General features: G+C 65.6%; 23 protein-coding genes. 6 read left to right on the forward strand and 17 right to left on the reverse strand.

Translation table 11 applies throughout. The annotated features are described in order from the left end of the window. Positions 1 to 2 precede the first annotated feature (2 nt). The 5 genes from ACOOE2_RS16760 to ACOOE2_RS16780 all read right to left on the reverse strand — a co-directional run bounded on the left by ACOOE2_RS16760 (position 3) and on the right by ACOOE2_RS16780 (position 4,323). The gene (locus tag ACOOE2_RS16760) at positions 3 to 407 is read right to left on the reverse strand and encodes a PTS sugar transporter subunit IIA (protein ID WP_420384121.1); all 405 of its coding nucleotides are present in this window, start codon (positions 405 to 407) and stop codon (positions 3 to 5) included. A gap of 154 nt (positions 408 to 561) precedes the next feature. Next, a complete protein-coding gene (gene rapZ, locus ACOOE2_RS16765; protein ID WP_420384122.1) occupies positions 562 to 1,482 on the reverse strand; it encodes an RNase adapter RapZ in 921 nt (306 codons plus the stop codon). Positions 1,483 to 1,524: 42 nt separating this feature from the next. Beyond that, entirely contained in the window at positions 1,525 to 1,938 is a 414-nt protein-coding gene (locus tag ACOOE2_RS16770; RefSeq protein WP_420384123.1) for an HPr kinase/phosphorylase, read from the reverse strand. Beyond that, positions 1,935 to 3,563 carry an ATP-binding protein gene (locus ACOOE2_RS16775; protein WP_420384124.1) on the reverse strand — a complete coding sequence of 543 codons (1,629 nt, stop codon included), beginning with the start codon at positions 3,561 to 3,563 and terminating at the stop codon, positions 1,935 to 1,937. Before ACOOE2_RS16775 ends, ACOOE2_RS16770 begins: the two co-directional genes overlap by 4 nt. Next, positions 3,532 to 4,323, reverse strand: coding sequence for a response regulator transcription factor (locus tag ACOOE2_RS16780; RefSeq protein ID WP_420384125.1), 792 nt, complete (start codon positions 4,321 to 4,323; stop codon positions 3,532 to 3,534). Before ACOOE2_RS16780 ends, ACOOE2_RS16775 begins: the two co-directional genes overlap by 32 nt. Before the next feature lie 234 nt (positions 4,324 to 4,557). On the opposite strand from ACOOE2_RS16780, the gene ACOOE2_RS16785 reads away from it, so the two are divergent. Together ACOOE2_RS16785 and ACOOE2_RS16790 are read left to right on the forward strand one after the other, a co-directional pair. Beyond that, a complete protein-coding gene (locus ACOOE2_RS16785) occupies positions 4,558 to 5,637 on the forward strand; it encodes a calcium-binding protein (protein ID WP_420384126.1) in 1,080 nt (359 codons plus the stop codon). A 201-nt stretch (positions 5,638 to 5,838) separates the two neighbouring features. After that, positions 5,839 to 6,735: a hypothetical protein gene (locus tag ACOOE2_RS16790; protein ID WP_420384127.1), complete on the forward strand. Its 897-nt coding sequence runs from the start codon at positions 5,839 to 5,841 to the stop codon at positions 6,733 to 6,735. Between the two features lie 105 nt (positions 6,736 to 6,840). Here ACOOE2_RS16790 and epsC read toward each other — a convergent pair whose 3' ends face one another. The 5 genes from epsC to ACOOE2_RS16815 form a co-directional block, all read right to left on the reverse strand. After that, positions 6,841 to 7,788 (reverse strand): serine O-acetyltransferase EpsC, encoded by a 948-nt coding sequence (gene epsC, locus ACOOE2_RS16795; RefSeq protein WP_420384128.1) that lies wholly within the window; start codon positions 7,786 to 7,788, stop codon positions 6,841 to 6,843. Between the two features lie 111 nt (positions 7,789 to 7,899). Next, a complete protein-coding gene (locus ACOOE2_RS16800; RefSeq protein ID WP_420384129.1) occupies positions 7,900 to 8,706 on the reverse strand; it encodes a class I mannose-6-phosphate isomerase in 807 nt (268 codons plus the stop codon). 1 nt (position 8,707) lies between these two features. After that, a complete protein-coding gene (locus ACOOE2_RS16805) occupies positions 8,708 to 9,748 on the reverse strand; it encodes a mannose-1-phosphate guanylyltransferase (protein ID WP_420384130.1) in 1,041 nt (346 codons plus the stop codon). Between the two features lie 150 nt (positions 9,749 to 9,898). Continuing rightward, positions 9,899 to 10,864 (reverse strand): cytochrome-c peroxidase, encoded by a 966-nt coding sequence (locus ACOOE2_RS16810; protein WP_420384131.1) that lies wholly within the window; start codon positions 10,862 to 10,864, stop codon positions 9,899 to 9,901. Positions 10,865 to 10,877: 13 nt separating this feature from the next. Next, complete coding sequence (locus tag ACOOE2_RS16815; RefSeq protein ID WP_420384132.1) at positions 10,878 to 11,408, reverse strand: hypothetical protein; 531 nt, start codon at positions 11,406 to 11,408, stop codon at positions 10,878 to 10,880. 99 nt (positions 11,409 to 11,507) lie between these two features. Between ACOOE2_RS16815 and ACOOE2_RS16820 the strand changes: the two genes are divergently transcribed. Next, the gene (locus ACOOE2_RS16820) at positions 11,508 to 13,625 is read left to right on the forward strand and encodes a TonB-dependent receptor domain-containing protein (protein ID WP_420384133.1); all 2,118 of its coding nucleotides are present in this window, start codon (positions 11,508 to 11,510) and stop codon (positions 13,623 to 13,625) included. Between the two features lie 240 nt (positions 13,626 to 13,865). On the opposite strand, the gene ACOOE2_RS16825 is transcribed toward ACOOE2_RS16820, so the two are convergent. After that, positions 13,866 to 14,354: a hypothetical protein gene (locus ACOOE2_RS16825; RefSeq protein ID WP_420384134.1), complete on the reverse strand. Its 489-nt coding sequence runs from the start codon at positions 14,352 to 14,354 to the stop codon at positions 13,866 to 13,868. Then, entirely contained in the window at positions 14,351 to 14,959 is a 609-nt protein-coding gene (locus ACOOE2_RS16830; RefSeq protein ID WP_420384135.1) for a HupE/UreJ family protein, read from the reverse strand. Before ACOOE2_RS16830 ends, ACOOE2_RS16825 begins: the two co-directional genes overlap by 4 nt. 74 nt (positions 14,960 to 15,033) lie before the next feature. Between ACOOE2_RS16830 and ACOOE2_RS16835 the strand changes: the two genes are divergently transcribed. After that, complete coding sequence (locus ACOOE2_RS16835; RefSeq protein WP_420384136.1) at positions 15,034 to 15,846, forward strand: DUF4198 domain-containing protein; 813 nt, start codon at positions 15,034 to 15,036, stop codon at positions 15,844 to 15,846. A gap of 40 nt (positions 15,847 to 15,886) precedes the next feature. On the opposite strand, the gene gspD is transcribed toward ACOOE2_RS16835, so the two are convergent. The 5 genes from gspD to gspG form a co-directional block, all read right to left on the reverse strand. Continuing rightward, on the reverse strand, positions 15,887 to 18,046 hold the full coding sequence (gspD, locus tag ACOOE2_RS16840) for a type II secretion system secretin GspD (protein WP_420384137.1): 2,160 nt from the start codon (positions 18,044 to 18,046) through the stop codon (positions 15,887 to 15,889). Positions 18,047 to 18,056: 10 nt separating this feature from the next. Further along, positions 18,057 to 18,848: a type II secretion system protein N gene (locus ACOOE2_RS16845; RefSeq protein ID WP_420384138.1), complete on the reverse strand. Its 792-nt coding sequence runs from the start codon at positions 18,846 to 18,848 to the stop codon at positions 18,057 to 18,059. Beyond that, complete coding sequence (gspI, locus tag ACOOE2_RS16850; RefSeq protein ID WP_420384139.1) at positions 18,845 to 19,180, reverse strand: type II secretion system minor pseudopilin GspI; 336 nt, start codon at positions 19,178 to 19,180, stop codon at positions 18,845 to 18,847. The genes ACOOE2_RS16845 and gspI overlap by 4 nt, the downstream gene beginning before the upstream one ends. 182 nt (positions 19,181 to 19,362) lie before the next feature. Next, positions 19,363 to 19,830: a prepilin-type N-terminal cleavage/methylation domain-containing protein gene (locus ACOOE2_RS16855; protein ID WP_420384140.1), complete on the reverse strand. Its 468-nt coding sequence runs from the start codon at positions 19,828 to 19,830 to the stop codon at positions 19,363 to 19,365. After that, on the reverse strand, positions 19,827 to 20,279 hold the full coding sequence (gene gspG, locus ACOOE2_RS16860) for a type II secretion system major pseudopilin GspG (RefSeq protein ID WP_420384632.1): 453 nt from the start codon (positions 20,277 to 20,279) through the stop codon (positions 19,827 to 19,829). Before gspG ends, ACOOE2_RS16855 begins: the two co-directional genes overlap by 4 nt. A 71-nt stretch (positions 20,280 to 20,350) precedes the next feature. Here gspG and gspL point away from each other — a divergent pair, with 71 nt between their 5' ends. Together gspL and gspM are read left to right on the forward strand one after the other, a co-directional pair. Continuing rightward, complete coding sequence (gspL, locus tag ACOOE2_RS16865; RefSeq protein WP_420384141.1) at positions 20,351 to 21,502, forward strand: type II secretion system protein GspL; 1,152 nt, start codon at positions 20,351 to 20,353, stop codon at positions 21,500 to 21,502. Further along, positions 21,499 to 22,032: a type II secretion system protein GspM gene (gene gspM / locus ACOOE2_RS16870; RefSeq protein WP_420384142.1), complete on the forward strand. Its 534-nt coding sequence runs from the start codon at positions 21,499 to 21,501 to the stop codon at positions 22,030 to 22,032. Before gspL ends, gspM begins: the two co-directional genes overlap by 4 nt. Positions 22,033 to 22,042 lie beyond the last annotated feature (10 nt).

Genomic DNA, 22,042 nt, shown 5'->3' on the forward strand with positions numbered 1-22,042 from the left:
AATCAGGCATCCTGGCCCAGAAATTCGGAAGCAATCGTGATGTAGTTGCGCCCGGCATCGCGCGCAGCGGCGGTCGCCTCGCGCACGCCCATGCACGCGCGCGCCTTGGCCAGCCGGATCAGCATCGGCAGATTGATGCCCGCGATCACTTCGACCTTGCCCGCCTGCATCAGCGATATCGCCAGGTTTGACGGCGTACCGCCAAACAGGTCGGTCAGCACGATCACGCCTTCGCCGCTGTCGACGCGCTTGATCGCATCGGCAATTTCGCGGCGGCGCTTTTCCATGTCGTCGCTGGGTCCGATGCACACGCCGATGATATCGGCCTGGCGCCCCACGACGTGTTCCATGGCGTTGATGAATTCGTCGGCGAGCGCGCCGTGGGTAACGAGAATAAGACCGATCATGACCTGACTTGGCTCCAGGCGGTGACACGCGCACCGCAATATCCCGCGACATCGCACAATTGCGATTGTGTGAGCTTCAGGATCGATCCTTCCCCGGCCGCCATTTTTGTTATCATTGCCAACAACATTTTCGCATCACGTGCAAGATAGCCCGTCATCGCGCAAGTCCCGCTCCGCTGCGTTCCACCAGATCGGCTGCGCGCGCACCAAGGTTGCGATGCAGCAATGTGGGTGAAAAACCCGCCTCGCGCAAGGCCAATGCGATCTGTTCCGCCATGAACACCGACCGGTGTTTCCCTCCGGTACAGCCAAATGCAATATTCACATAGGCCTTGCCCTGTTCGGCATAGCGCGGCAGCAGCAGAAGCAGCAGGTCGCGGATACGCGCAAACGCTTCGGCAAACGCGGGATCGCCACGGATATAGTCGCCCACCGCAGCATCGCGCCCGGTCAGCGGGCGCAGGGCATCGACCCAGTGCGGGTTTGCCAGAAAGCGCATGTCGAACACCAGGTCCGACAGCGGCGGCGTGCCCCGTGAAAATCCAAAGCTGCTGACCGTGATCACCGGCCGCGACGAAGTATCCTGGCGGAAATGGTTGCGGATCGCCTGTTGCAGGTCGTTGGTGGTGAAATCGGTCGTGGTCAGAACCACATCGGCCCAGCGGCGCAACGGCTCCAGCAATTCGCGCTCGGCCACGATCCCGGCTTCGGCCGGGCGGTCTTCGCTCATCGGGTGCGGGCGGCGGGTTTCGTTGTAGCGGCGCTGCAATTCGGCACTGCCGCAATCGAGAAACAGCGTGGTGATCGACAGATCCTGCCGTTCGGCCAGACCCTTTACCCGGTCGATGATCGTGCGCGGATCGAACCCGCGCGTGCGCGTGTCGAACCCGATCGCCAGCGGCGTATCGGCATTCCCCGCGCCCGTTTCGAGCAGCCGGTCGAGCAACCGCAGCGGAAAATTGTCGACCGCTTCCCAGCCCAGATCTTCCAGCGCGCGCATCGCGGTGGTCTTGCCCGCGCCCAACAGGCCGGTGACCAGCAGGATGCGTTGGGGATGCGGCGAATCGGCGGTCATGGCAAACGTGTGCGCCCGGGCCCGCCACTTGGGAAGCCCTCGTTAAGCGCCATAGCGCGCCAAAGCCATTTCGGCGCGCACCGCCAGCACCGGGCTGTCGGGATAAAGCCGCACCATCGGCAGGACCATTCCTGCGCGCACGACACTGTCGGCCGCCTCGATATGGCGCGGCGCGGCCGGATCGAGCATGAGCACCAGCGCGACCGGCACGGCGTCTGCCACCGGCATGCCGAACAGCCCCAGATTGCGCACTTCGATCAGCCCGGACACGCGCGGATGCGGACTGGCCAGCATCCGATCGCCATCGGCTGCAAGCATCACCGCGTCATCGCCGACCAGCACCGCGCCCCGGTCGATCAGCGCCAGCGCCAGGCTCGATTTGCCCGTGCCCGGCGCGCCTTCGATCATCACCGCGCGCCCGCCGATCGCGATGACCGTCGCCTGGTGCGCGATCATTCCTCGTCCTCTTCGCTCAGCGGCGGCAGCGCCAGCATCAGGCAGGCGCCCGGCCGGCCGTCGGGCTTGTCCTCGATCGTTAGCGTGCCCTCGTGCGCTTCGGCAATCGTGCGCGCGATCGCCAGCCCAAGGCCACTGTGCCCGCCGAACGCTTCGGCCGCAGGACGGTCGGAATGAAACCGGTCGAACACTTTTTCGCGCTCGGCCAGCGCGATTCCGGGCCCGTCATCGCTGATCGACAGCACGACACGGCCGCCGCTCGCGCTTACCCGCACTTCGACTTCGCCGCCGGCGGGCGAAAACGACACGGCGTTGTCGAGCAGGTTTTCGAGCACGCGCTCAAGCTGCAAGCCATCACCTGCCACCCGCGTATCGCCCTCGCCCCGGCGAAAGCGGATCGGGCAACCGGCGGTACCGGGCCGGGCGCCCCGGGCACCCACCACATGCGCCGCCAGCAGCGCCAGATCGATCGGCGCAAAGGTCGCGCGGCTGAGCGCGGCGTCGATCCGGCTCGCCTCGGCAATTTCGCTGATCAGGCGGTCGAGCCGTTGCACATCGTGCGCCGCAATCGCCGACAGCTGCCGGCGCAGCGCCGGATCCTCGACTTTATCCATCGCCTCGACCGCGCTGGCGAGCGAGGCCAGCGGGTTTTTCAATTCATGCGCGACATCCGCGGCAAAGCTTTCGACCGCGTCGATCTGTTGGCGCAGCGCATGCGTCATGTCGGAAAACGCGCGCGCCAGCAGGCCGATCTCGTCGCCCCGGTCGGGCAGGCGCGGCACGACCACCGCGCGATCACGCCCCAGCCGCACGCGTACCGCTGCGCGCACCAACGCGCGCAACGGCTGCACGATCGTGCGCGCCAGAAACAGCGACAATTGCACCGACAGCAGCAGCGCCAGACCGACGATGATCCCCAGCGTCTGGCGCGCATCGCGCACCGCCTGCGTCACATCGAGCGCGTTGCGCATCGACAGCAGCATTTCGCCATTTTCGCCCACCGGCGTTGCCGCGGTGATCACCGGGGTCCGGTCCGGCGCGTAGCGCAGATAGACTTCGGTGCGCCCCGACTTGCGCGCGCGCGCAATCTCCGGCCAGTTCGCGACGCCCGATTTGGGCGGCTCGCGGTATTGTTCGACCACCGGCGCGCCGACAATGGCATCCACGCCGCGATCGAGCGTGCGCGCCGCGGTCTGGTACCAGGGCTCGGTCGCCGGATCGACGAACGCGAACGCCGGCGGCGCCAGACGAAAGCTGTCTTCCTCCATCGCGCCGGCAGCGTTGTACAACCGCAATTGCAACCCTTGCGTCGTGCCGACTTGCGCCATCACCCGGCGGCGTTGCGGCGGGCCCGAATGGCCAAGGGCAGCGGCGGCAATTTCCACTTCGGCACGCGCCAGCCGGAACCGTTCGTTCAGCAACTGCGTCCGGTACGAATCGAGATAGAAAAACCCGCCGGCCAGCAACGCCAGCGCCAATACGTTGACCGCCAGGATGCGGGTGGTCAGCGATACGCCGCGCGTGCGCCACAGGCGGCGCCGGGTCGGGCGCACGGCCAGATGCCGTGACGGGCGCACTTTGTGCGTGGGCAGATCAGGGCTCCGCAAAGCTGTACCCGGCGCCATACAGCGTATCGATCGCGCCGAACTGCTGGTCGACCAGCTTGAACTTGCGGCGCAAACGCTTGATATGGCTGTCGATCGTGCGATCATCGACAAACACGTCGTCGTGATAGGCCGCATCCATCAGCGAACTGCGCGATCGCACCACACCCGGCCGCATCGCCAGTGCCTCCAGGATCAGAAACTCGGTCACGGTCAGCGACACCGGCTGCCCGGTCCATTCGACATGATGCCGCGCCGGGTCCATCATCAGCCGCCCGCGCCGGATCACGTCGGGCAGCGGCTCGGCCGGTTCGTCGGTCGGCCGAGCCGCCGCGCGCCGCGCCACGTCGCCCCGGCGCAAAATCGCGCGGATCCTCGCGATCAGCAGCCGCTGGCTGAACGGCTTGGCGATATAGTCGTCGGCGCCCATCGCCAGGCCCGTCGCCTCGTCGGCCTCGTCATCCTTGCTGGTCAGGAAAATCACCGGCAGTTCGCTGGTTTCGCGCAACCGGTTCAACAAGTCGAAGCCATCCATGCGCGGCATTTTGATATCGCACACCACCAGGTCGGGCGGGTTGTCGAGCAGCGCCGGCAGCGCGGCGGCGCCGTCGTAATAGACCCGCGTGGCAAACCCTTCGGCCTGCAGCGCGATCGACACTGTCGTCAGGATATTGCGATCGTCATCGACCAGCGCGATGACCTGGGCTCTTTCGACCCGTTCGGGACCGTCTGGCGCGGTGCGGGAAGTGTCGGGGCCGCTGGCGTCAGGCTTGTTCGTCATGATCGCTTCACAGGTCTGGTGGGCCATCGGATTAAACGGTAACGCCGCGCCTGGCAACCGGCGCGCCAGTGCATCCATGACGGATGATCGCAAAGGCAGGATTCCGGCGCATGCACATCGCCGGATGCGAGAAACTCCATCCGATACGAAGCCAGCCGCATTTGCGCGTAACGTCACATTGCCGTCTGCGTAGTCAGGCTTGCGCAGTGGCGCGCTGCATCGGGGATCTGGTCCATGCTGCTTTCCGTCAATCCGGGCAATCTCGATGCGCTGCTCGGGGTGACATTTGCTCCCTCCGGTTTCGCCAACCTGACCGCGACTCTGGTCGACGGGACAGTCACCAACACGCCAACGTCACCCAGCGAAATCATCACTTACAACGGCACCACCGCGACGGTTGGCAGCGCGTTTTTCCAGGCAATGACGACGCTGTCCGTCGCGTCGGTAGACGACACCGGCAATGCCCTGACCGTCGACGCCTTTGTCGGTGGCAACCTGGTCGGCATGATGAATTTCTCGGTCGTGGGCTTCAGCGCACAGGGGATCGCGCTTGCCGCAATGCCGCTCGACGCGCTCATTTCGCAAGCCGGCAATCTTTCCGGCCTGTCCGGTTCGCTGTTCGAACTGGGATTTAATGCCGCGGGCGGTCAGGGCTCATCGGTGGATTTTACCGCCACTGGAACATACAATTTCCTTGCGAACGCCAGCGTCCATTACGCCACCGTGGCCAGTCCCGTGCTGCAGGGCGACACCGGGCCGCAGATGCTGATCGGCCTGTCGGGCAACGACACGATCACGGCCGGGCCGGGTGAAACGCTGATCTATGGCGGACCCGGCGCCAATCTGCTGATCGGCGGCTCGGGCACGGATACGATCATCGGCACCACCGGCAATGATACCATGATCGGCGGGTCGGGCATGACCGTGCTCCAGGCGGGCGCCGGCACATCGGTGCTGTATGCCGAAGCGGGGCAAGCGGTGCTGATCGCCGGCGCCGGCACAGACACCTTCATTTTTACCCCCGGCCACACCGGCGGAGCGACCGCTGCGACCGCCGATGCTATCCAGAATTTTCAGGCCGCGCTTGGCGATACGGTCAATCTGACGGCGTTTGCCGCCACGCTGCCGGCGGGCATCGGACACCTGACTTTCATCGGCACCGCCGCGTTCGACGGACATGCCGGCGAAGTGCGCTATGACGTCACGGCCAGCGGGGTCACGGTATCGGGTGATATCGATGGCAATCGCACTGCCGACTTCGTCATCACGATGACCGGCCTGGCCAGCCTGAACGCGCATGCGTTCATCCTGTAACGTGGCGGAACAACGCGCCTTGCGCACGGTTGTAATAGATTGTCGTGGCCCCAATACCCCCACAATCATAATCGTGCGTTCACCTCGCCCGGTCTAGATCGAGATACCGGGCGACAGCGTGAAACGGGTATCGGCATGGCCATCCGCCATCTCCGACATCGGTTTAGACAGGACGGGGCCCGACCGGAAAGAGGATAAATCATGTTCCATACCGCTCAATTCCGCCCGCGCACCGCTTTGGCGGCGGCCACGGCGATGTCGATGGTGCTGGGCTCGGTCAGCGTAAGCGCGCAGCAGTATGACCAGCAGGGCTATAACCAGCAGGGGGGGCCACCTCCTGGCTATCAGCCGCAGCAGCAGAGCTATGACCGGCAGCAGGACTACAACCAGCAGCGGGGTTATGATCAGCAGCAGCAGGGTTACGACCAGCAGCAGGGCGGTCAAGGCCAGGGCTATAATGGTCAGCAGCAGGATGGCCCGCCGCCCGGATACGATGGCAATGGTCCGCCCCCGGGCTATGACGGCCCGCCGCCTCCACCCGAACCGGGTGCGCCCTCGGGCTATGCTGCCGGGCAGATGCCGCCACCGCCGCCGGGATATGCCCCGCCTGCCGATTATTCGCAGCAGCAGGCAATCGATGCGCGCTATGCTTACGACGCGCAGCGCTGGGCACAGGCCAATTGCGTCAAGTCGCATGGCGATGTCGCCGCCGGTGCCGTCATTGGCGGTGTGTTCGGCGCGATCCTGGGCGGTGCCGCAGGGGGCCGCCATAGCGGTGGCTCGGCTGCATTCGGCGCGGTTGTGGGTGCCGGCACCGGCGCTGCCATTGCGTCGTCAGGCAATAACGCGACCAGCCCCGGATGCCCTCCCGGCTATCACCTGAGAAACGGCGCAGTCGCCTACCCTTATGCCTATCAGGGGTATGACTATGCGGCGCCAGGCTGGTATCAGCCTTGGGTCTTCGCCGGCGGCGCGTGGATCTATCGCCCATATCCATACCACACGTATTACTACCGGACCTATCGCGGCGGGTTTTACGGCCATCGCGGGTATTACCATGGTGGCCCAGGCTATCGCGGCGGATACCGTCACCCCTGATCGGGATTCAGTCTGAAAAAGGCCCTGCGGCATCACTGCCGCAGGGCCTTTTTCTATTTTGGCACGCGATCCCCTCCCCTGCGGGGCGGGGGCGCAAGCAAACACTCAATCACACGGGTCGCAAGGGTCCGCCAGTTCGATGTTGATGCTTGGCTGGGTCTGGCGCACGCGGCTCATCGGCGGGACCGAGCGCGTAAGCCACACGTTGCCGCCGATCACCGAGCCCTTGCCGATCGTAATCCGCCCCAGCACCGTGGCGCCGGCGTAGATCGTCACATCATCCTCGAGGATCGGATGGCGCGGTTCGTTGACGAGGCGTCCGTCCGCGTCGGTCGAAAAGCTGCGCGCGCCCAAAGTTACCGCCTGGTACAGCCGCACGCCTTTGCCGATGATCGCGGTCTGACCGATCACGACGCCGGTGCCATGATCGATAAAGAAACTTTCGCCGATCTGCGCGCCGGGGTGGATATCGATCCCGGTGCGCGAATGCGCGATTTCGGCGATGATCCGCGCCACCAGCGGCGCGCCGAGCCGATACAATTCGTGCGCAACCCGGTGATGGATCAACGCGACGACGCACGGATAGCACAACAGCACTTCATCGACGCTGCGTGCGGCCGGATCGCCATCGAAGGCCGCCTTCAGATCGGTATCGAGCAGACGGCGGATCGCAGGCAGGCGCCGGGTCAATTCCTCGGCAATCGCGGTAACCGCGTGTTCGATCGCATCGGCACCACGCGCAGAGCGCACATAATGCAGTTCCATGCGGATCTGCGCCGCCAGCAGCGGAATCGCCGATTCGAGGCTGGCGCGTACGAAGCAGTCCTCGGTGCCCTGGCGCAGATCGGGCGGGCCCAGCCGCTGCGGAAACAGCGCGGACGACAGCACATCGATCACCCGGCCCAGCGCATGACGCGAGGGAAAGCCCCGTTCGCCGAACGACCCGTCACGGCCGTGTTCTTCCCGCCACGAATCGCGCACATCGCGCAATTGCGAAACGATCGGCGCGATATCGAAAGGCGGCTCGTCCGGCGCGACTTGCGGATCACCCATGCGTCAAATTCCTCTTGCGACCCGCGTTTGCGAACGTCGGATGCCAATCCATAACAGTCAGTACAGATTTAAGGAACAGGGATTAGAGCGTGCTGCGCAAGACAGCCGGAATTATTGCGCGGGCCGCACCACGATCGCCAACCCGCTGTCGGCAAACGCTGCCGGATCAAGCCCGTCGGCTACGGCGCAGTCGCCCGGCCGCACGATGTCGTCGCCAATCCGCACGGTTCCGGTGCGCGGCAGGATCAGGATCGGCCCGGCATACGTTGCGCACAACGCCGCATCGGGCACGCCATCGATGCGGTGGGCCTGAAAATAGCGGCCATTCGCCAATTCGATCGTGCCGTGATCGGGGATATGCTTGCGCAAGGCTGCGTCGTGCGGGGTACCGTTCGACACCGCGATCCCGGCATCGAGATGCAGCGGGCGCGGCCGGCCGTAGTCGTACAGGCGGTACGTGATATCGGAGTTCTGCTGGATTTCGATCAGGCTGACCCCTGCACCAATCGCATGCACGGTGTTGGCCGGAATATAGAAAAAATCGCCCGGCTGCACCTGGTGCCACACCAGCAGATCCTCGATGGCGCCATCCAGCGCGGCAGCCCGCATCGCATCCCGGTCGATCGCCTGCCGAAACCCGATGCCCAGCGCCGCGCCCGGCTCGGCCGCAATCACCAGCCAGCATTCTTCCTTGCCGGTGTCGGCCTCGCCAGCGGCCAGGGCCTGCGCATCGTCGGGATGAACCTGCACCGACAATTTTTCGCTGGTGAAGATGTATTTGACCAGCAGCGAGGGCAACTGCACCGGCCGCTCGAACCAGATTTCGCCGATGCGAGTGCCGGCTGGTGCAGTGAACGGTGCAGGCAGCACATCCATGCCCCAGGGCTTCTCGACTTCGCGGATCGGCAATACTGTCATCTTACTGGTTTACCGCGCCGTGCAATTTGCCGACCAATTGCGCGCCATCGGGCGTCGTGATCATGATGTTGTTGCCATCGACCACGATGATCAGGTTGTCCACCCCGACCACCGACACATGCGGCCCGTCACTGTCGACCAGCACATTGCGGCAGTTTTTCAGCTCCGCCTCGCCGCGTACGGCGTTGCCGTGCGGATCGCGCGGCAACGCCTCGTGCAGCGCCTGCCAGTTGCCGATGTCGGACCATTCCATCGCAACCGGCACCATCGCGGCGCGGCTGGTCTTTTCCATCACCGCATAATCGACAGATTCGCCCTGGATCGTTGCGAAAATCGCAGCGTCGGGATGAAACCGGTCCCCGTCCTCGTGTCCCTGGGTGACGGATGCACGCACGGCTTGCGCAATATCGGGTCGGTGGCGGGCCAGTTCGTCCATGAACGCGCCTGCGCGAAAGGCAAAGATGCCGCCATTCCAGGAAAACCCGCCATCGGCAAGAAACGCCTTGGCGCGCGCCAGATCGGGCTTTTCGACGAAGCGTTCAACCTGGTAGCCGCCGGTGGTGCCGATCGGATCGCCGCGTTTGAGATAGCCGAACCCGGTTTCGGGGGCGGTCGGCTCAATCCCGAATGAAACCAGCCAGTCGTCTGCCGCCATTGCGGCAGCGGTATGCGCGGCCGCGCGAAATGCCGCGACATCGCCGATGTAATGATCGCTGGGGCAGACCAGCATGATGGCATCGGCAGGCAAGCGCGCAGCCGCGAGCGCGATTGCTGCGGCCGTATTCTTCGCCTCCGGCTCGACGATGATCGAACCCGCGCTCGCACTTGGCAATTGCCCTTCGACCAGGCGCACATGCGCGGCGCCGGCCACGACCACCGGATCAGCAAACCCCGCATCCCTGCTGCAGCGCAAGGCGGTCGCAGCAAACAGCGTCGTTTCGCCGATCAGCGGCAGAAACGGCTTGGGCTTGGACTTGCGCGATCGCGGCCACAGTCGGGTGCCACTACCGCCGCACAGGATGACAGGAACGATAGTGCTCACGCCAGCAAATCTTTCTTCGCAACTGCAAAATGGGAACGGTTAAACCCGTGATCTGTTCCCTCGCTTATCGCACGCGATTGGGTGTGTCATGCCCAATCTGTGCCACAAATCAGGCCACGCCGGTTGCATCCGCCTGAACCGCGACGCTTGCTACAGCGTTCTGCCGCAGGCGGTCGCAGGCAGGCCGAATGCAGGATCGGTCAGGAATGTCCGATCATCGAGCGCGCGCAGAAATGCGATCAATCCAGGGGCCGATTGTGGCGGCAATGCAAGCTTGTGGCGCGCGATCGCCGTGTCGAGCGTCGTGGCGCTGCCATCGTGCCACCATGGCCCCGACATCGCGACATTGCGCAAGCTGGGCGTGCGAAACAGGCCGCGATCGGCCTCGCGCCCGCTCGTTTCCACCAGGCCCTGGTCGGGCGCGGCGCGGTCGATCGGCCCCATGCGGTGAAACCGCAGATCGGTAAATCGCGCGCCAGCATGACATTGCGCGCACGCGCGGCGAAATGTGCGCTCGCCACCGCGCGCATCGGGGCCGAGCGCATGCCGGTCATAGGCACTGCCATACGACACCAGCGTACGCTCGAAACTCGCAAGCGCGCGCGACACATTGGCAAAATCGATGCGCCCGCCCGATTCGGGGAACGCCTGGGCAAATATCGTGCGATAGCAATCATCGTGCGACAGCCGGGTAACGATCGCCGCCGCCGCGCCGGCCATGCCCATTTCGACCGGATGCGTGCCCATCACCGGCACACCAGCTTGCGCCTCCAGCGTGCGCTGCCCGGCGTCGGCCGATGTCAGCGGCGAAAACCATGCCACGTTGGCAAGCCCCGGCACATTGCGCCGCCCCGCCGCGCCGCCAACCCCGCCATGCGTGGCGTTGCCATCGGCAAAGCCGTGGCGCTGCTCGTGACAGGTCGCACATGCCATCGTGCCGTCACGCGACAGATCGGCGTCGTAGAACAACCGCCGGCCCAGCTCTACTTTGGCCGCACGCATCGGATTGTCGGCCGGTACGGGCGGCGGCGCAATGCCGGGCGGCAGATGCCATTCCCACGCCTGCCCCGCCCCCAGCAGGAACGCCGAAGCCGCAATCAGCAGGCCAAGTTTCACGCCAGATCCTCGCTCAGGGAATCCGCATCACCATGACTTCGCCATCGGGGCTGGCGTTGGCGGAAATCTCCAGCGTGTAGACCCCGGGCTCGAGCGCGAAATCGACCATTTTGCGCACTGTCGTACACGCCGGGCCATGACCATGGGCAAACGAATCCACCGCGGCATTGCTTTCGCCCACCAGGTCGATCCACGCCGGCGCATCGAGCGCGACGCGGTACGACCCTTTTGCCGCCACCGTCAGGCGCAACAGCCCGCCATAGCTGACCGATCCGCCCGGTTTGGCCGGGCGCAGCGGATACGTGACCGCAGGCGTCTGGGCAAAGCGGACCTTGACCGCCTGCCCCGGCAGCAGGTTCGCCATTTCCAGATCGTCGGCCGTCGCCGCAGCTTTGATCGCTTCGGGCGTTGCCCAATCGGCCATGCCCGCAGGCAGCGTGCCGGGCGCGGTACACGCCGGCACCGCGTCGGCAACGGCCATTTGCGGCGGCGTGGCCACAATAACGCTCGCCAAAATCATCCAGGCATTTGAAATCACGTCCATTCCCTCGCTTGTAAAGCTATGCATAGCCAAATATAGCAACCGCTCATTTTTCGCAACATGAGGGGGGCTCCTTTGCGCGCTGTTTTTGTACCATGTCTTTTGCTCGCCGCCAGCCTGCCCGCGACCGCTGTCGCGCAATCCGCACCACAGGTCATGCCGGCCGCCGATCCCGGCGACAATGCGTTCGCGCTTGGCCAGATCGTCGTCACCGCGCCGCAAGCGCCGCAACTGACCATCGGCAGTTCGACGCTGTCCGCCAAGGCGATCGCCGCGTTCGACCGCGTGACGCTCGACGATGCCGTCAATCTGATCCCGGGCGTCTATTCGGGCAGCACCGGCGGCACGCGCAACGAACGCCTGATCTATGTTCGCGGGTTCAACCGGTTCGAAGTGCCGCTGTCGATCGACGGCATCCGGGTCTATCTGCCCGCGGACAACCGGCTCGATTTCGGACGGTTCCTGACAAACGACATTGCCGAGGTCCAGGTCGCCAAAGGCTATGTCTCGGTGCTCGACGGCCCCGACGGCATGGGCGGCGCGATCAACCTGGTCACGCGCAAGCCCACCAAGGCGCTCGAGGCCGAGCTCGCCGGCACGCTCGATCTGGGCCACAATGTCGAATACGGCGGCTATAACCTGTCGGGCCGGATCGGCACGGCGCACGACACATGGTATCTCGCGGTCAGCGGCGCGCGCAATTACACCGACCACTGGGACCTGGCCGGCGGCTTCGTACCGACCGCCACGCAAGGCGCCGGGCACCGCAACCTCAGCCAGAGCGAGGACTGGCGCGTCAACGTCAAGGCCGGGTTCACCCCCAATGCGACCGACGAATACTCGATCAACTATACCAGGCAGGAAGGGTCGAAACTGGCCCCGCTGTCGGTCACCGATCCGCTTGCCGCGCAGAAATACTGGACCTGGCCCGGATGGAACATGGACAGCATCTACGCGCTGACCAGCACGCAGCTGAGCGATGGCGCCACGCTGAAGACGCGGGTCTATCGCAACACGTTCTACAACCTGCTGCGCTCGTTCGACACGGCGGCTGAAAATACGCAATCCAAAGGCTACGCATTCAACAGCCCCTATTGGGACAAGGCCTGGGGCGGATCGGCCGAGCTGATCCTGAAGCCTGCTGCCAACGACCGGCTGAGCCTTGCCGCGCATTACCGGCTCGACCTGCACCACGAACAGCAGACCAGCTTTCCCGGCGCGGCCGTCGCGCCAGAGCTGACCGACAAGGAAAACACCTTCAGCCTCGCCGCGGAAAACGCGCTGACCTTGCAGCCGGGCCTGACGCTGCTGCTGGGCGGCGGCTACGACTGGCGCAACCTGCTCGATGCCAATGCCTATGGCGCGCCGCCGGGCACCAATCCCAAGACGACCGCCAGCGTGCTGTACAACTGGCCGCTCAACGACACCGGCGCCTGGGCTGCGCAGGGCCAGCTGACCTGGAAAGCCGACCCCGACACCACGCTCCACGCCAACGTATCGTCGCGCGTGCGATTTCCGACGCTGTTCGAGCTCTACAGCCAGAAATTCGGCACCTCGATACCCAACCCGACGCTGCGCCCCGAACGCGCGACCAATTTCGAAGTGGGCGGCAGCCACAAATGGGGCGTGCTCAGCCTCGATGCCGCGGCGTTCTATTCGGCGCTCAGATCGGTGATCGTGTCGCAGCCGACGCTGGCCTATTCCTGCACCGCCAGCACGACGCCAGGGCCCTGTGCACCGACCAGCCTGACCCAGTCGATCAACGCGGGCAACGGCAAATACTACGGCGCCGAACTGTCGATCGAGGCGCAAGTCGTGCCGTCGCTTTCGCTTGGCGGCAATTACACCTGGGTCCACCAGATCATCCGCTATCCCGCCAGCGTGCTGGGTGATGTCTATGCCGCGCCCGCACCCGATCCGACCAATGTCCCCGACAGCAAGGCGTTCGTCTACGCCGACTGGGCGCCGCTGCCGCGGCTGCACCTGCGGCCCAGCGCGGACATCGAATCCAACCGCTGGACCGTCACCGATGTCGCACCGATCGTCTATTTCCGCACCGGCCATCACGTGAACGCGCAATTGAGCGCCGAATACGAGGTGACGCGCGGGCTTCGCGCCACGATCGGCGTGCGCAATCTGTTCGACCAGAACTACACGCTGGTTGCGGGCTATCCCGAACCTGGTCGCAGCTACTACGCGAGCTTGCGCTTTACCTACTGAGGCGAAATTGGCAGGGTTTTGCGGAATATCAAGCCCTGCCGGGTCGCTGTTGCCCTGCGCCTGCCGGACATTTGCGTCCGCGCCAGCGGCAATGGCAGGCGAACAGGGGGCCGGCAATGCGCGTGATGGTCACCGGTGGAGCGGGCTTCATCGGTTAGGCACTGGTGCACGATCTGGTGCGCGATGCGGTCACGATCCCCATTCCCATGCAAAAATGCATCAAGATGTACTACGCCACGATTATTCCTTGTGATCCGCCTCATACCCCGGATGCACGACCAGATACGGGATAGACCCGACCAGCAACGCCACCGCCAGCAGCCAGCTGGTCACGATCCTCACGGGCAGCACCCAGCCGCGCGCCACGCACACGATCGCCGGCACGACCGCCAGCCACACCGGCAGAACCGGCACCAGGTCATGCCAGTCGCCCTCCACCAGGATAACCTGCGCCGCCCAGAATCCGGTATTGGCCGCAAGTACCGGCGCCGCCCAGGGCGCGTGCCGCAGCACTTGCGGAAAATACACCAGCATCGCGGTGACGATCAGGCTGATCCAGCACCCGGCAAACGCCACTTTCACAGGCAGCATCTGCCAGGACACGACCACGGCGATCGTCATCGCCACGCCGGCCACAATGCCGGTTGCCATGATGCGACGCGGCACGAACGCCAGCATGAACGCGCATACGGCCAGCAACAGCCCAGCCGCGACATCGCCGCCCATCATGCGACAGGCACCAGCGCGGCATACAGATACCACACCCCGGCAAGTGCGATCACCCCGCCCATCGCGCGCAATGCGCGCTCACCACCCGGGCGTTCGCGCAACAGCCCGATGACGATGCCCAGCACGTGCAGCAACCCGGTGGCAAGGACGAAGCCCAGGCTGAAACTGACCGGATTGGCCATCGACGGCAATTCCAGCCCGTGGGCATAGCCGTGAAACAGCCCGAATATCCCGACGATGATCGCCGCCAGCCACACCGGCGCCGACCAGCGCAGCATGATCGCCCCGCCCAGCACGATCACCGACACCGCAATGCCGATCTCGACCGGCGGAAACGGCACTTGCGCCATGCCGAGCACGCCGCCGAATGCCATGACCGTGGGAAAGATCACCGGCAGCAGATAGATCAGCGGACGGCCCAGGAACGCGCCCCACAATCCGACCGAAATCATCGCCAGCAGATGATCGGGCCCCGACAGCGGATGGACGAACCCGCCGACAAAGCCCAGCGACAGCGACTTGGCGCTATGCGCCAGCGCCGGCGTCGCCTGCAGCGCCAGCACGGGCGTGGCGGCCATAATTCCGAATTCGCGCAAGCGTTTCAAACGAGCATTCCTTGCAACGGCGGTCGCACTGCTGCAACGAGGGCGGGGTAATTATGTTTAAAAGGTTTACCGTCATGCGCAAGTTTTGGTTGGCCGGCTTGCTGGCGATTGTGGCTGCCGTCCCGGTGGCCGCGCACGATTTCTGGATCCAGGCGCATCCGTTTGTCATGCCGGCCCCCGGCCGCGCCATCCTTACCATTCAGGTCGGTCATGCGCAGTTCCGCGATCGCTGGGGCGTCGATGCCAGCCATGTGGTATCGTTTCATACCGTGGGGCCCGATGGCGATATCGATCGGCGCTCCAATCTGGCGCTGGGCTCGCCCGGCTATGACGCGATCATCCCGCTCGACAAGCCCGGTACATATATCATGGCGATGCAGACGACCCAGTCGCCCAGCCAGCTGCCGTTCCTGCGGTTCAACGATTACGTGACGTTCGAGGGCATTTCGCCGATCATCGACCAGCGCAAGCGGCTGCACCAGGAGCATGCCGACGGGCGCGAATTGTACAGCCGCCGCGCCAAGACGCTGTTGCAGGTCGGCCCGGTCGACGCCGCCTCGATCGCGCGGGTTACGCACCCGCTGAACATGAGCCTGGAAATCGTCCCCGAAAAACACCCGCTGGCGCTTGGCGCGGATCGTGTGCTGCCGCTGCACGTGCTGTTCAATGGCCGTCCGCTGGGCGGCGCGCTGGTCAAGCTGACCAATCTGGACGCCGATGCCGATCCGGTCGAAAAAGAGCTGACCGGCCGCGACGGCCGCACCGCGATGCATATTCCCAAGCCGGGCAAATGGCAATTGAACGTGATCTGGTCGCAGCCGATCCACGACCCCCGCGCCGATTTCGCGACGACGTTCGCCAGCCTGGCGTTCGAAATCCCGAAGTGACGGGCGCCTGATCCTCCCCGTAGCGGGGAGGATCAGGCTTTCAATAAATCCCGTTGATCTCGATCGGGAGGTGCGCGGCCGGCGGCTCCAGCAACAGGCTCGGCTGGTTCTGCATCTCTTTTTGAGCATTGCGCACGCGCTCGTATTTTTCGGCCGCCGCTGCCGAAACCGAGGCGGCATCGCGCAGCACCGTCGGTTTCAGGAAGACGAACAGCGTCTGGCGCTGTTTCTGTTCGACCCGGCTCTTGAACAGATTGCCGATGATCGGAATGCTGCCCAGGACCGGCACCTGGCTGACGCTGCGTGTGTTGTTGTTCGAAATCAGGCCGCCCAGCACGATCGTCTGGCCATCGTCGGCCAGCACTGTTGTCGTGATCGACCGGCGATTGGTGATCAGATCGGCCGCGCCGGAGACCGAAGGCGCAAGCGACGAGGCCTCCTGGCTGACATCGAGCTGCACCGTGTCGCCATCATGGATACGCGGCACCACGCGCAGCGTGATGCCGACATCAGCGCGCTCGACCGTGGTGAAAGGCGTCGTCGTGCCGGCGGTGGTATAGCTGCCGGTGATGAACGGCACATTCTGACCCACGACGATTTCGGCAGGCTGGTTGTCGAGCGTCGTGATGGTGGGCGTCGACAGCAGGTTGGCGCGTGTCGATTTCGCCAGCGCCTGGACGATAACCTGAAAACTGCCCGTCTTGCCGAAGGTGCCGGTCAACCCGTCGGTGGCAAAGGCGGTCGCGGCCGGTGCGCCCACAAACGACAGGATCTGGCCCAGCGAAACACCGGTGTTGCTGAACGAAGTGCCTGCGCCGTTCGTGGCGCCGGCCGCCGCAGCGCCAAAGCCCATCTGCACACCCAGCTGTTCGGACCAATCGCCGTTGATTTCGACAATCGCCGCCTCGATCAGCACTTGCGGGCGGCGCACGTCGAGCTGCGTGATCAGCGATTCGATCGATGCGATCGCCGATGCCCTGCCGCGCACGACAATGGCGTTCAATTCCTTGTCGGGCTCGACCGCCAGGTCATCGGTGGCAAAGCCGCCTTCACCCGATTTGGTCGTGCTCGATGATCCGGTGACGGGCAGCGGGTTCATGCCCGATGCCGAACCCATGCCCGATACGCCGCTGGCCTGGCCCAACCCGCTGCTAGTGCCCAGACCGCTGCCGGTGCCCAGCAGCCCGCTGCCCGACAGCCCGGACAGACCACCCGTGCTGCCGCCAAGGCCGCTGCCGCCAAAAGCCCCGCCGATGCCGGCGCCGGTCGCAAGCGTTCTGGCCACCGGGTTTTGCGCCGAGGCCTGCCCACCCATCAGCCCGCGCATGACTGCGGTCAGCGATTCGGCGTCGTTGTAATGCAGGCGGAACACACGGGTGGTGATCGCTGCGCTGCCGCCCGGCCGGTCGAGCTGGCGCGCGATGTCGCGCGCCTTGGCCAGGGTGCCCGCATCGCCGCGCACCAGCACGGTGTTGCTGCGGCCATCGGCGACCGCGTGCGGCACCGCATTGTCACCTTCGCCAACGATCCCCTGGATTGCCGCCGCCACGTCCTTTGCCGTTGCATAATGCAGCGTGATCGTATCGAAACCGGTGCCCTGGCTATGATCGAGCGCATGCGCCAGCCCCTCGATCCGCGCGACGTTGTCGGCATAATCGGTGACGATGATCGCGTTGGGATTAGTCGTCATTTCCAGACTGCCAAAGCTGGCGACCAACGGTTTGAGCACGCGCGCCGCCGCCTCCGGCGACACCTTGTCCAGCCGGATCATGCGCGTGATCATCTGGCCGCCGGCCGAGCCGTTGGCCGGCTGACGCGCGGCATCGGCCTGCGCGATCACGCGCCAGGCACGGCCATTGCGCACCACGGCAAAACCCTGCCCGCGCAGCACCGATTGAAACAGTTGCCACACGCCATCGGGGCCGAGCGGGCGCGACGACACGACATTGACCGTGCCCTTGACCGCGGGATCGAGGATGATCGTGCGCCCGGTGATGCGCGACACCTGTTGCGCCACATCCGCGATATCGATGTCGCGCAGATTGACGACGACGGCGTTGGGCGTCGGCGCGGTTTGCGCTGGCGCTGGCGCGGGCGCAGGGATCGGCGCTGGCGGCGGCCCGGCGGCCTGCACCGCGACCGGCACTGCTGCGACAAACGCCAGGAGCGCGCGGTGGGATATCCGGGAAATCGTCTTCATCGCCATTTCCCTAATGTATCGCAAGGCTCAGCGATACCCGCTGCCCGTTGCGCACGACCACGACTTGCGCGCTGCCGGTCTGGGCAACGCGCGCGATCAGGTCGCGCTCGTTCATACTGCCGTTTACCGCGCTGCCGTTCAGCTGTTCGACCACATCGCCCGGGCGCAACCCTGCGGCAAACAGCGCCGCCGGCGAGGACGGACCGATGCGGAAACCCCCGCTGTCGAGCGCAGCGACCGGGCCAGCCGGCCCCATCGTTGGGGCAGGTTTTCCGCCGGCCGGCGCAAGCGGCGAGCCCGCGGGAATGCTGCTGCCAACCGTCGCCGCCTGGCCTGGTGCGCCAAGCGCAAACCCCAGAGTCTGCAACCCGCCGGGCATGCGTATGATCACCTGATCGGCCTCGATCGCATCGATCACGCCGCCGTTGATCGCAGCACCGATGCCATAACTGTCCACTTTGCCGTCGGACCCGGCAATCAGCGCGGTCGAGGCGGACGCCGGATACGCGAGCAGAATGCCCTTGAGCTTGATCGTGCCGCTGCCGCTCGACTGGCTGGCCGCCATCGCGGTGCCGAACGGCGCCAGCGCAACAATGCCGCCGACATCGGCCGGCTCGCCGCCGGTGTGCGCCATCACCGGCACGGCCACCGGCATTTCGCCGGTATATCCGGCCAGCCGCCAGGTCAGCCCGGCCAGCGCCAAGGCAACCGACACAACGACGGCCGCCATAAACAGATCGACGCCCCAGCGAACCTGGCGCGCACCCGCGACAGCATAGGGCCTGATGCGCAGCAGCCTCATGACGGGGCCGCGCCCGCATCGACAAATCCGCGCAGCGTGATCGTCGGCGCTGTGTCTTCGGGCGCGCGCACTTCGACGATCAACTGGCGCAGATCGGGATCGGCGCTGGCCTGTTCGTGCGTGCGCACTTGCCAGCGCCACGCGAGCATCGGGGTATCGCGCCAGCCGGCGTTTGCGCCACTGGCCATACCGGCGCCTGCCTCGGCCAGCGCGTTTTCGGCGACCCATTGCGCCGACGCACGGCGTTCGAGCCCGCGCAACAGATCGACGTGCGCCTCTGCCGCGCGCAGGATCCCGGCGGTGGCGATGGCGAGAATCGCCATGGCAACCATCGCCTCGATGAGGGTGAAGCCGTTGGAGTGCGACGCAAGCCCCTCCCCTTCAGGGGAGGGGTCGGGGTGGGGCCGCGCCCCACTCGCCAAGGCCGATGGGATCATCGAAGCCTGGGATTGTAGTCGAGAGGCCCCACCCCCGGCCCCTCCCCTGAAGGGGAGGGGGGAAGAAAAGAGGCGCATCATTGCGCCACCGCAATCTGCACCAGCCGCGCCTTCACACCGTCGAATGCCACCACCCAGCGCTGATCGCCCTTGGTCAAGGTTACCGAAAACGGCTTGCCCGCGCCATCGGCATCCAGCGGCACCGGCGACATGCGGACATCGCTCGACAGCGCCATCCCCGCCGGCAAAGTGTGCACATCATGCAATTGCGCCAAGGCGGCCGGCCGCCATGGCTGCCCGGCGTCAAACCGCTCGACCACGCCGTACCCTGTGGGCGACAGCGCCAGTGCCAGCGCCTGGTCGCTTGCCATGGTTTCGTCGGCGGCAAGCTGCAGCCGCGACATCAGCCGCAGCGCCTCGGCCTGGCCGTCACCGCCATGGCCCACGCCGAACGACAGCACCGCCGCACCCGTCGAGATGCCGATGATCGCCAGGACCACCAGCATTTCCACCAGCGTCATACCGGCCTGATTCGCCAGACTCACAAACCCGAAACCGTCAGATCCTGATCGACACCGTCGCCGCCGGGCTTACCATCCTTGCCCAGCGACGTGATCTGAAACCCCGAGCCATTGGCGGTGGGCGACGTGTAGGCATAAGCCCGCCCCCACGGATCGACCGGAACCTGTTCGAGATAACCCTGCGGCGACCAGTTGGCCGGCACCGGCGCGCTGGTCGGGCGATGTACCAGCGCGGCCAGGCCCTGTTCGGTGGTGGGATAATCCCCATTGTCGAGCCGGTAGATCTTCAGCGCAGAGGCGATCGTGCGCAAATCGGTGTGCGCGACGGTCACGCGCGCCTGGTCGGGCCGGCCGATCACATTGGGCACGATCAACGCAGCGATCAGCGCAATGATCGCCAGCACGACGATCATTTCGATCAGCGTCAGGCCGGCTTCATCCTTGCCGCGCGCTGGCGTGAGGGCGTTGCAAATTGGCCGTCTTTGGGGCGAAAATGGCGTTTGGTTTATCGGCACGGTTGCCGGTATATACGTTCCGGATGACAATGCCACCGCCACATACGTCGATTGAGGGCTTTTCGGGCAATGACTTCGGCGACGCAGAAGCGGTCATCACGCCGGTAACCGGGGGTTTGTGGGCGTTGTCGGGCGACCGGCTGGACTGCATCGATGCGCTCGCCGCAGGACCGTCTGTCGTGCTGGTCCCGAGCGAAGCCGTGCTCACGCTGGCGGTTCCCCTGCCCCCGCTGGGCAATGCCATGCGCCGGCGCGAAGCGCTGCCATTTGCGATCGAGGATGCCATCGCCGAACCGCTCGACCAGGTGCATGTCGCGCTTGGCACCGAACAGGCGCCGGGCGTATGGCTGGCCGGGATCGTCAGCCATGTGGTCATGCGCGACTGGACGGCACGCTTGCACGAGGCCGGGCTGGCACGCGCAGTGATGCTGCCCGACGCACTGCGCCTGCCGGTGCCAGCCGAAGCAAGCTGGGCGGTCGATATGACCGCCGATCGCGCGCTGGTCCGTGTCAGCGACGGCAGCGGGTTTGCACTGCCCGCAGCGCAATTCGAATTCGCCTGGCATGCCGCGGGCAAGCCGGCGTGCATCGCCTATGGTATGCCGCTGCCGCAGTTTGGTGCCACGCAGGCCGATCCGGTGGCAGTCGCCCCCGCGCTCGATTTGCGCCAGGGTGTCTATGCCGCCCCGCGCCGGCCGTTCAATCCGCTCTGGCGGCGGATCGCGATGGTCGCGGGCATCGGTGCGCTCGCGCATGGGGTGATCGCGATAGCCGATACCGCCGCGCTGACGCATCTCGCCCATGCGCGCGAAGCGCAAGTGCGCACGCTCGCTGCCGGGTTGCAGCCACCGGTCACGATCGGCAGCGATCTGGGCGATACACTCAACGCGCTGTCGCCAGACGATGCGGCCGTGGGCCCCAGCCGGTTCATGGCGCTGCTGACACGCAGCGCAGCGGCGATCGGCGCGGGCCAAAATCCAGGGCAGAACCCGGCACTTTGGCGTTCGGTGGCGTTCGACCGGGCGGCGGGCACGCTGACGATCGAAGTCGAAGCCAATGACATCGCCGATCTGCAACGCATCGCGCAGAGCCTGACCAAGGCCGGGTTGAGCGCGCAACCGGGCTCCGCGTCGAGCGAGGGCGGCCATGCGGTCGGCAGCTTTGTGATCCGGGCGCCATGATCCGCCCGCGCATCACGCACTATGTGGGCCGGATGACCGATCGCATCGATGTGTCGGCGCTGCATCCGGTCTGGCACCGGTCGCGCAGCTGGTGGGCGATCCGGTCCTTGCGCGAACAGGTCCTGATCGGCGGCCTGGCGGCGGTCGCGATTTTCGCGCTGTTCCTGCTGGTGGTGATCGTGCCGCTGCGCGCTGTGCGTCAGGCCGATTACGACAGCCTGCACACGATCGCGCTGCTCGACGCGCGGCTGCGCGCAGGCGGCACCGCTTCCGGACAACCTGCGACCATGCGCCACGGCACCCCGTCGGCAATCCTGACCGACAGCGCGGCCGCTGCGCGGCTGTCGATCGAGCGCATCGAGCCCGAAGGCGGCAACACCCGCGTCGTGCTGGGCGACGCTTCGTTCGACCAGGTGATCCGCTGGATCGCCAGTGTCGAGGCGACCAGCCGGCTGCGCGTCGAACAGGCGCAGATCGACCGCAAGGGCGGGCCCGGCATCGTGCGCGCGACATTCGTGGTGACCGGCTGATGGACGATCC

Origin of the sequence: Novosphingobium sp. (assembly GCF_965214355.1) — a bacterium.
Lineage (GTDB): Bacteria > Pseudomonadota > Alphaproteobacteria > Sphingomonadales > Sphingomonadaceae > Novosphingobium.